The 9,741-nt window shown below is 74.6% G+C and carries 8 protein-coding genes; 7 read left to right on the top strand and 1 reads right to left on the bottom strand.

Annotated elements, in window-relative coordinates; genetic code table 11:
- Positions 1 to 13: 13 nt before the first annotated feature.
- From AB0O11_RS26765 to AB0O11_RS26735, 7 genes are all read left to right on the top strand, one after another.
- Positions 14 to 1,102: a prephenate dehydrogenase gene (locus AB0O11_RS26765; protein WP_363391885.1), complete on the top strand. Its 1,089-nt coding sequence runs from the start codon at positions 14 to 16 to the stop codon at positions 1,100 to 1,102.
- A gap of 56 nt (positions 1,103 to 1,158) precedes the next feature.
- Positions 1,159 to 2,283, top strand: coding sequence for a hypothetical protein (locus tag AB0O11_RS26760; RefSeq protein WP_363391883.1), 1,125 nt, complete (start codon positions 1,159 to 1,161; stop codon positions 2,281 to 2,283).
- Positions 2,284 to 2,379: 96 nt separating this feature from the next.
- On the top strand, positions 2,380 to 3,123 hold the full coding sequence (locus AB0O11_RS26755) for a hypothetical protein (RefSeq protein WP_363391881.1): 744 nt from the start codon (positions 2,380 to 2,382) through the stop codon (positions 3,121 to 3,123).
- A 117-nt stretch (positions 3,124 to 3,240) separates the two neighbouring features.
- The gene (locus AB0O11_RS26750) at positions 3,241 to 4,347 is read left to right on the top strand and encodes a MinD/ParA family protein (RefSeq protein WP_363391880.1); all 1,107 of its coding nucleotides are present in this window, start codon (positions 3,241 to 3,243) and stop codon (positions 4,345 to 4,347) included.
- A gap of 73 nt (positions 4,348 to 4,420) precedes the next feature.
- Positions 4,421 to 5,719: a cytochrome P450 gene (locus AB0O11_RS26745; RefSeq protein WP_363391878.1), complete on the top strand. Its 1,299-nt coding sequence runs from the start codon at positions 4,421 to 4,423 to the stop codon at positions 5,717 to 5,719.
- The gene (locus AB0O11_RS26740; RefSeq protein ID WP_363391876.1) at positions 5,716 to 7,047 is read left to right on the top strand and encodes a hypothetical protein; all 1,332 of its coding nucleotides are present in this window, start codon (positions 5,716 to 5,718) and stop codon (positions 7,045 to 7,047) included. Before AB0O11_RS26745 ends, AB0O11_RS26740 begins: the two co-directional genes overlap by 4 nt.
- 54 nt (positions 7,048 to 7,101) lie before the next feature.
- Complete coding sequence (locus AB0O11_RS26735; RefSeq protein ID WP_363391874.1) at positions 7,102 to 8,310, top strand: cytochrome P450; 1,209 nt, start codon at positions 7,102 to 7,104, stop codon at positions 8,308 to 8,310.
- Positions 8,311 to 8,404: 94 nt separating this feature from the next.
- Here the strand turns inward: AB0O11_RS26735 and AB0O11_RS26730 are convergent, their stop codons facing one another.
- The gene (locus tag AB0O11_RS26730) at positions 8,405 to 9,577 is read right to left on the bottom strand and encodes a nitric oxide synthase oxygenase (protein ID WP_363391872.1); all 1,173 of its coding nucleotides are present in this window, start codon (positions 9,575 to 9,577) and stop codon (positions 8,405 to 8,407) included.
- Positions 9,578 to 9,741: the final 164 nt, after the last annotated feature.

Genomic DNA, 9,741 nt, shown 5'->3' with positions numbered 1-9,741 from the left:
GGCGTTCGCCGCCATGCGCACGGTTGCCGTCATCGGAATGGACGTCATCGGCACCTCGGTCGCCCTGGCGCTGAGCGCACAGGGCCTGACGGTCTACCTCGCCGACGACGACCCGGTCGCGGCCCGCACCGCGGCCTCGCTCGGCGCCGGCCGGCTGGAGGAGCCGCCGGGAACGGTCGACCTGGTGGTCCTGTCGGTCGGCCCCGCCGCGGTGGGCCAGGTGCTGGCGGAGTGCCAGCGCCGCAACCTGGGCGCCGCGTACACCGACCTCACCTCCGTGAAGCTCGGCCCGCTCCGCTCGGCGGCGGCCGCCGCCTGCAACCTGGCCCGCTTCGTCGGCGGGCACCCGGTCACCGAGGCGATGCCCCGTTCGGGCGTCTCGGCGGCCCGGCCCGACCTCTTCGAGGGGCGGCCGTGGGTGCTCAGCCCCACCCCGGACACCGACTCCGTGACCCTGAACGCGGCGCTGGAGCTGACCTCGCTGTGCGGGGCGGTGCCGGTGGTGATGGAGCCGGCCGCGCACGACCGCGCGATCGCCCTGGTCACCCAGACGCCCCGGCTGACGGCCGGACTGCTCGCCGGACGGCTGGAGCACTCCGACCCCACGGCGCTGCGCATCGCGGGGCGCGACCTGCGGGACACCACGCGCGCCACCGGCGGGGACCCGCAGGCACACCTGGACGAACTGCGCGCCAACGCGGGCGCGGTGGTCGAGGTGCTGCGCGAGCTGGCCGCCGACCTGAACGGCCTGATCGAGGGTGTGGGCGACCTGCGCTCCACGGACTCCGACCGGCGCCGTTCGGGCGCGCGGACGGTGACGGACCTGCTGCGGCGCGGCAACCACGGGCGCGGCCGGATACCCGGCAAGCACGGCGCTCCCCCGGCCGCGTGCGAGAGCGTCGCGGTCCTGATCAACGACCAGCCCGGCGAACTGGCCCGGCTGCTCGACGACGTCGCCCGGCAGGGGGTCAACGTGGAGGACCTCTCGATCGACCACTCGCTCGGACAGCAGCTCGGCTGGGTGCACCTCGTGGTGCCGGCGCCGAACGCGGCCGCTCTCGCCGCCGCGCTGGACGAGAAGGGCTGGCCCGTCCGCCACTGACCTGCCCGGTACCGACCCGCCCCGCCGACTGCACACCCCGAATCGGAGAAGCACTCATGGTCCCGCTCCACGGAGACTGGCAGATCACCGTCGTACGCGCCGGGCTGTGGCCGCAGCGCGCCCTGATCGTCGGGCCGGCCGGCACGACGGTGCTGCCGGGAACGCCGGGGGCGTCCTTCCGGATGGACGCCCCCGCCTGGGAGCTCCGGCTGGAGCACACCCCGCCCGAGGGCGGCTGGCAGCCGCAGTGCCGGGTGCTGCCGCAGGAACCGACGGAGGAGAACGGCCTGGAGACCCAGCTGGTCTACAGCAAGGACCGGGACTGGGACTGGGATCAGCAGCCGCTCAACCTGGTGCTGCGCCTTGAGCGCCTGGGCGCGCCGTTCCGGATCGCCCGGCCGCTGGCGGTGCTCGACGCGGACTCGATGCGCGTGGTCGAGGACGGGGTGCTGACCGCGACGCCCGAGCCCAGGCTGCTGGCGGTGACGGTCCGCAACACCAGCCGCCGCGCGCTGGACCGGCCCGCGCTGGCCATCTCGGACGCCGGCCGGGCGGCGCTGCTCGACCACGGCATCCGGATGCCGTACACCTGGGACCCGGGCCTGCTGCGGATCGGACGCCAGCAGGCACACGGCCGCGCAGTGGTGGTGCCGCCGATCGAACCGGGCGAGGAGGCCATGCTCCACTTCCCCGTGGACGCCACCGACGCCACCGCCGGGTTGCGTGAGATCGAGTTCCAACTGGACTCTCTGAGCGGCGAGTTGTTCGGCGCCAGGGCTCCGCGCACCGCCACCGGCACGCTGCGCAGCGCGTCGGCGCGGCCGGCCCCGCAGCCTTCCGCCGAGGCCGAGCAGCAATCCGCCCCTTCGGCGTCGCACAGCAGCCCGGTCGCGCCCCCGGCCGCACCGGTCGCGCCCTCGGTAGCCCCGGCCGCACCGGCCGCCCCCGTCGTGCGCCGCTCCGCACCGCGCTCCGCACCACGGTCGGTGCCGCAGCCCAACGCCCCCCGGCCCGAACTGCCCGATCCCGCCCGCCGCACGGCGCCGCGCCCCACCACCCGGGGCCGGGCCTTCCCCCGCCCACCCGCCGTCGCGGTACCCCCCGAGCCGCTGCCGCAGGCTCCCGCGCAGGTCTCCACCGAGACCGGCGGGGACGCCCCGGCCACGGCCGGCGGCTGGTGACCGGAGCCGCCGCCGGCGCTGAACCGGCCGCTGGTTAAGTTCCGTTCCCCAGGTGAGCGGGAGGGCCCCGCGTCCGCAGTCGTCCTCGGAGGGCCGATGAAGAACCACCTGTTGTACGGCGCCGGCGCGGTCCTCGCCGCCGGCCTGGTCGCCGTGGTGGCCGCGGGAGCATGGGCCGGGCATCCCCCCGGCCGCACCCAGGCCAGGAAGTCCGCCTCCCTCCTCATCCCGGCGGCACCTCCCAGCACCGTCGGGTCGGCTGCCGCACCCGCGCCGAACGATCCGACCGGCCTCGCCGCCCGTCTGCTGCCGGCCGACGCGCTGCCGTCCCTGGTCGCCGGAACGGCGGCCTGGCAGGAGACGGCGACCGCCGTCGGCCCCGGCGAGCCCTCCGACCTTCCCTGCCAGCGCCTCCCGCTGGACGCCCTGGGAGCGACCACGGAGGCCTACCGGACCTATCGGCAGGCCATGAATCCGGAGGGCCGGCTCCACTTCTACTACGCGGCCGAGCTGATCGCCCGCTTCCCCACCCCGGACCGGGCGGAGCAGGCCGTGTCCCAGCTGGGTTCCTGGATCGCCCGCTGCTCCGTCGACGGTTCCCTCCCCTCGACGACGGTCGTCCCGCGCGGGCCCTGGCAGTGGTCGGTGACCGCCACCGCACCCGGCCCGGACGCCAACCCCAGGCTCGGTGCCGGGGCGCGGACGGTCGGCGAGTTCGCGGTCCTGCGACAGGGCGGCGCGGTGGCGGTGCTCTACGTCGGGGCCGAGACCGACGGCACGACGCCGCTCACCCCCTTCCAGGACGCCGCCGCCAAGGCCGGTGCCCTGCTGGCCGGTTGAGCGCCCGGCGGCCGCCCGCCGCCCTCCGTGCCCCACTCATCCGTGCCCCCACCCATCCGTGCCCCCACTCCACTCGTGCCCGCCGTACGGCGGCGATCCGCGCCAGGAGGCGGAACCATGACAGTCCCATCGGTCGACCGCCGCACCGCCGCCCCGGGCGACGACCCCGTCGTTCCCGGGCGCCCCGAACGGTCCGAGCCGCTCGACACCTTCGGAACCGTCCTGATCCCGGCCACCGCGCGCGCCGCCGTGACCGCTCGCCGCGACGATCCGCCAGTACCGGCGGCCAGGCCCGCCGACTCCCCGAAGGCGGCCCCCGCCCGGCCCTCGCCGGAGGCGCTGCGGCCCGCCGACCTGCTCGCCGGGCGCCGCCCGCTCCCGCGCTTCGGCCTGCCGTTCGGCCTGCGGGTCGGCCGAGGCCAGCGCCAGGACGCCCAACTCGCCGCCATCCGGACCCAGTTGCACCAGAACTACCGGGTCGCCGTGGTCAGTCTCAAGGGCGGGGTCGGCAAGACCGCGACCACCCTGGCGCTCGGCGCGACCCTGGCCACCCACCGCAGCGACCGGGTGATCACCGTCGACGCCAGCCCCAGCAGCGGCACCGCGGACCGGCACGGCAGTGAACGGCCCCGGGGCCGGCTGGCCGAACTGGTCGCCGCGCTGCCCGCGATGACCAGTGAGCGGGACCTGCGCCCGTTCGTCTCGCGCACCGCCGACGGGCTGGAGCTGCTGGCCCACGACAGCGATCCCAACGTCACCGCCGCCTTCCACGAGGTCGACTACCGCAAGGTGATGCGCCTGCTCGGCCGCGAGTACCCGGTGATCCTGACCGACACCGGCACCGGCCTGCTCGCCAGCGTGATGCGCGGCGTGCTGGACCTGGCCGACCAGGTGGTCGTGGCCACCACCCCGAGCGTGGACGGCGCGATCACCGCCAGCACCACCCTGGACTGGCTGGCCGCTCAGGGGTACGGCGACCTGGTCGGGCGCAGCGTCACCGTCGTCACCGAACTGCGCAAGGCCGGCCGGCTGATCCGGACCGAGGACGTCGTCACCCACTTCCGCACCCGATGCCGGGACGTGGTCGTCGTCCCCTTCGACGAACACCTGTCCGCCGGTGCCGGGTTCGAGCTCGACGACCTGAACGCCCGCACCCGGGACGCCTACCTGGAACTCGCCGCGACCGTGGCCGCGGACATGCCCCGGGTCCGGCCCACCGCCTGACCAGCCCGGTTCCACCGGAGAGGCTTCGGGTTTCCGCAGTGAACTCGGCGAAGCCGTCCGGCAGAGTCGAGTCGTGAACTGCGCGATGGAGGCGCTGGACCGGCTGCTCGAACCGGCCGTCCGGCGGAACCCGTTCCCCTACTACCGACAGTTGACGGCCCGACCGCCGATGCTTTCGGCAGACCCCGCCGTCGTGCTGGTCTCCGACCACGCATCCTGTGAACGGGCGCTGCTGGACGACGCGTTGTCCACGGACCAGGCCCACTGCGACCGGCTGGCGGAGCGCTCCGGTGCGGCCTTCCTCGACTGGCCCGATGCCCCCGCCTCGGTGCGGGCCGTACCGTTCGCGTTCGCCGACCACCGAGCGGCTCCGCCGGAGCGGCGGGCGATCGTCCGGGGGCTCGCCGGTGGCGCGGCCGAGGGGCTGCGCCCCGAGGTGGCGCGGATCGTGAGCGGGGCGCTCGACGCGCTGGGCAGCACCGCCCGGCAGGTCGACCTCGTGCGCGAACTGACCCGGCCGATCGCGCGGGAGCTCGCCCGGGCGATGCTCGGCCTGCCGCTGGCCGCGGCACCGCGGGTCGAGGACGGAGCCGAGGCGGTGATGGCCCTGCTCGACCGGGTGGCGGACGCCACCGTCCTGCTGCGCACCGAACCCGGTCCGCTCCCGGCCGCGCTCCGGGAGCGGGTGACGGCCTTCCACCTCCTGGTGGACGGGGCCCTGGACCACCTGCCCGGCACCGCGCTGACGCACGCCCTGCGTGCCCTGCGCGAGGTGTCCCCGGACCGGGCCACCCTGGTCGCCACCGCCGTCCTGGTCGCCGAAGCCGCCTACGAGTCGGTCGGCCACTTCCTGGCCAACTGCCTGCATGCCGTGCTCGTCGGGCAGCACGTGTTGCGGGGCCTGCGCCGGGACCGCGAGTTCGCCGGGCCGGTGGTCGAGGAGGCGCTGCGCTGGTGCCCGTCGGCCCACGTGGTGGTGCGCTACGCCGCCGGGCCCACCGCGATCGGCCGTGGCGGCCGACGCACCCCCGTCGCGCCCGGGACGGTCGTCCTGCTCAACCTCGCGGCGGCGAACCGGGATCCGCGGGTCTTCGCCGAGCCCGACACCTTCGACCCCTGGCGCCCCGACGCCGCCCGCCACCTCGGCCTCGGCCACGGACCGCACTACTGCGTCGGTGCGGCACTGGCCCGGCAAGCGGCGGGCGAACTCCTGGCCCAGTTCGCCGAGCGCGTCCGCGATCCGCTCCTCGCCGGAGCCGATCCGGCCGGTCTCCTCCGTCGCGACAACCTGCTGGTGCACGGCCTGCTGGCACTGCCCGCCGTGATCGGCGGGGTCCGGCCGGCCCGCGCACCGGCGGGAGCGGTCCGATGACCACCGCCCTGCATTCGGGCGCTGCTCCGGTCGCTCCCGCAGAGGCCGGGCCCGGACCCGTCCCGGGTGCCGCACTGACGTTGATCCAGCCGTCCACGGCCCCGCACGAGCCGGCCCGCACGAGCCGGTTCGATCCGACGGCGGTCGCCGAGCCCACCCTCGTTCCCGGCGTGGCCTCGCTGATCGCGCTCCCCGCGGGGAACGCGGAACGGGGCCTGGCGCGCATCGCCCAGCGGTACCTGCGGCGCAACGAGGCGGTCCACGACAGCCTCTCCACCACCGCGGTACCGGCCACCGCTCTCGGCCGACTCGGCCGGAACGAGGCGGGGCGGCTCGACATGACCTTCGCATCGCTCGGGGATTCCGAACACCGGCTCTGGGTGAGCACCCCCGGGCTGCGGGACATCCTCGCCGAGCCGCCGGCCGAGACCGTCGTCGTCTTCGGCAGCTGCCTGTTCAGCGGGCGGTCGCTGCGCCTGTCGAGCCCGTCCGGTCCGGTGCTGCCCTTCCTGCACGGCGACGCGCCCGCCGGGGCGCCCGTGGGGCGGGTCGAGTGGGACGGCCGCCTGAGCCTCTACGAGCAGGACACGGTGGCGAGGCTGAGCAGCGCCGTGGCCCAGGTCGTCCGCGCCCTGGGCCACGGCCGACGCATCCGCCTGGTGCTGGACCTGCCCAGGACCCAGTACCTGCTCAAACTGTGGGAGTGGCACGAGGCGGGGGCGCTGACGGACCGCACGTTCCGGGCGCTGTCCCTGGTCGTGGACGAGCGGACGGACCTGCTCCATGACCACGTCCTGTGTCGTCTGCGGGCCTTCCTCCCCCCGGACCGGCAGGAGCTGGTAGGGGGCCTGGCCCGGGCGGACGAGCTGGGCGCCGTCATGCCCGCGACGGAGCACCCCGCTCCGGGGACGCGTCCGGCGACCGTCGCGGAGCTGACCGGACTCCTCGGCCGCCACGACCCGGGGTGGGATCTCGCCACCCGGGTCTCGCCGCCCCGGAGCCTCCTGGACGTCGTTCGGATGAGCTACCTGACCGGGATCGTGCGCGAGGTCCTCGACGGCCCCGGGCCGGTCGTCCTGGTGGACGACCCGAAGGAGTCCGGGCTCCTCGTCCGGTCCCGCCGGATCCTCGACCACGCCACCGCCGCCGGCCACCGGCCCGCGGACCGGCTGGGCGGATTCTTCGCGCTGAGCCGTCTGCTCACCGTGGGCGGACGGCACGGCTCGTCCTACTTCCTCGATCCCGGCCACGGCTTCCTGCTGCCCGACGGCGAGGAACTGGACACCGAGCACCTTGTGGCCCGGGCCTACGGGGCCCCGCGGCCGTGACAGAGCCGACGGCGGTGATCGCCACCGCCCGAACCGTTCCACCATGGAGGGGACATGACCGAACCGTACGACCTGATGTCGAAGGCGTTCTTCACCGACCCGTACCCGACCTACGCACGCATGCGGGCCGAGGACCCGGTGTACCGCTTCGATCCCTTCGGCGGCTGGCTGCTGACCAGGGCGGAGGACGTCAGCGCGCTGCTGAAGGCCCGTGAGACCTCCTCCGACCGGGTGGCGGAGCTCTTCCTGGGCATGCCGGAGGACCTGTCGGAGGAGGTCGCGGCGCTGCTCGCCTTCTTCCGGGACATGATGGCCTTCGCCGACCCGCCGTACCACACCCGGCTGCGCTCGCTCGTCGGCCGCACCTTCTCGGCCCGGAACATCGCGGGCCTGGAGGGCTTCGTCAGCGAGGCCACCGAGCGGCTGCTCGACGAGTGCGCCGCGAAGGGCGAGTTCGACGTCATCGCCGATCTCGGCACACCGCTGCCGCTGCGGGTCATCGGGCACATCCTCGGTGTCCGCGAGGAGGACCTGCCCGCCTTCAAGAAGTGGTCCACGGACCTGATGGCCCTGCCCGCCATGATGGGTGAGCCGCGCGAGCGTCTGCTCAACGCGACCGCCGCCCTGCACAACGTGCGGGCGCTGTTCACGGGCCTCATCGCCGAGCGCCGCGCCAACCCCACCGACGACCTGCTCAGCCTCCTGGTCCACGCCGAGGAGGACGGGGAATCGCTCACCGATGAGCAGCTGGTCTCCACCTGCGCCCTGATCCTGACGGCGGGACACGAGACCACCACCCACGTGATCGGCAACGGACTGCTCGCGCTGCTGCGCCACCCCGACCAGCTGGAGCTGCTGCGGGCGCAGCCGGAGCTGGCCGGCCAGGCCGTCGAGGAGTGCCTGCGCTACGACAACCCGTCCGGCTACGTGGCCCGGGCGCTCCTCACCGAGATGACCTTCAGCGGCACGACGCTCCCGGCGGGCAGCGTGGCGTACGGCGTCGTCGGGTCGGCCAACCGGGACGGGGCCGTCTTCGCCGAGCCGGACCGCTTCGACATCACCCGGCCCGCGAGCAGGCACTTCTCCTTCGGTCACGGTCTGCACATGTGCCTCGGCGCCGCGTTGGCCCGGCTGGAGGCCCGGGTCTGCCTGAACGGGCTGCTGGAGCGCTTCCCGACGATCGAGCCCGCCTTCGACGAGGTCGAGTGGATGCCGGGCTACGCCGTCCGCGGGGTCGTCAGCCTCCCGGTCAAGGTCGCGTAGCGGCCGTCACGACGAAGAGCCTCCCCCACCGCTGGAACTCGGGAAGCGGTGGGGGAGGCTCTTCGTCGTGTTCGGCGTCCTGGGGACGTGGGCCTCACCAGGGCTCGCGCAGGAGGAAGGCCGGGCGGGTGTTCGGATCGACCTGGTCGTAGTAACGGTGGTAGACGGGCGTCAGGCTGCCGGACACCGGCGGGACGATCCAGCTCCAGTCGGCCGGGGTCTCGCGGCCCTGGCGCATCTCCTTGGCGATGTGCCGCAGGAAGCGGTCGGACTCGGTGTGGTGGTCGGCCATGGTGACGCCCGCCGCGTCGAAGGAGTGCAGCACGGCGATGTTGATCTCGATCATCGCCCGGTCCCGCCACATCGTGCGCGGCGAGGAGGTGTCGAGCCCGAGACGGGCGGCGACCTCGCCCAGCATGTCGTACCGCTCGGCGTCGACGAGGTTGCGGGCGCCGATCTCGGTGCCCATGTACCAGCCGTTGAACGGCGCGGCCGGGTAGCTGATCCCGCCGATCTCCAGCATCATGTCGCTGATCGCGGGCACCGCGTACCAGCGCAGCCCGAGGTCGGCGAACCAGGCGTGGTCGGGGTGGACGAGCGGCACCTCCATGACCACGTCCTCGGGCACCTGGTACCAGTGGGGCGCGTCGGCCGGGCTCTGCTGGATCATCAGCGGAAGGACGTCGAAGCGGCCCTGGCCGCCGGTCCATCCGGCGGCGCGGGCCCGGGCGGCGAGTTCGAGGCCGGCCGGGTCGCCGGTGCAGCCCCCGTCCTCCCGGGGGTAGCCCGCGTAGCGCACCAGCTGTTGGTTGAGCAGTCTGGGCGCCGGCCGCCCGGGCGCGTCCGGGGCGAACACCGTGATCACCGGGCGGATCTTCCCGCCGTTGGTGGCGATGCGCAGGTGCTCGACACACTGCTCGGCCATCCCGGCGGGGTCGGTGACGTGCCGGAAGTCCCGGACCACCAGGCTGTTCCAGTAGAGCCGCCCGATGCAGCGCGCGGCGTTGCGCCAGGCCAGCTTGGCCCCGTAGGCCAGTTCCTCCGCCGTGTGGCGGTAGGTGCCGGTCTCCCGGATCTCGGCCAGGACCTCCCGGATCCGCTGGGCCGGGTCCCCGGCGCCGGGCTGCTCGGTGTGGAACTGCCGCACGAAGTCGAACGCCTGGTCCGCCAGGGCCAGTTCGTCCCGGTCCGTCTCCGTGGCGGGGCCGACGGCCTTGGTCGGCGGCTGGCTCAGGGCGGTCACAGTCGCTTCGACGCTGACGGTCATGGTTCCTCCACGGTCCGGTGCTGGCGGGCGTCCGTCGATCGACGGTCGCCCGCGGGTTCGGGGGGTGGCCCCGGTGGGCCCCCCGTCGACCGGGAGTACGGACCCGCCGGAGTGCGGAGTTCACGCTCCGGCGGGCGAGCGGGCTGATCGCTACGGAGTTCCGT

The sequence above is a fragment of the Kitasatospora sp. NPDC093102 genome, from assembly GCF_040683915.1.
GTDB lineage: Bacteria > Actinomycetota > Actinomycetes > Streptomycetales > Streptomycetaceae > Kitasatospora.
Note: the sequence above shows the minus strand (reverse complement) of the source record. Positions and strands in the feature narration are given on the sequence as shown.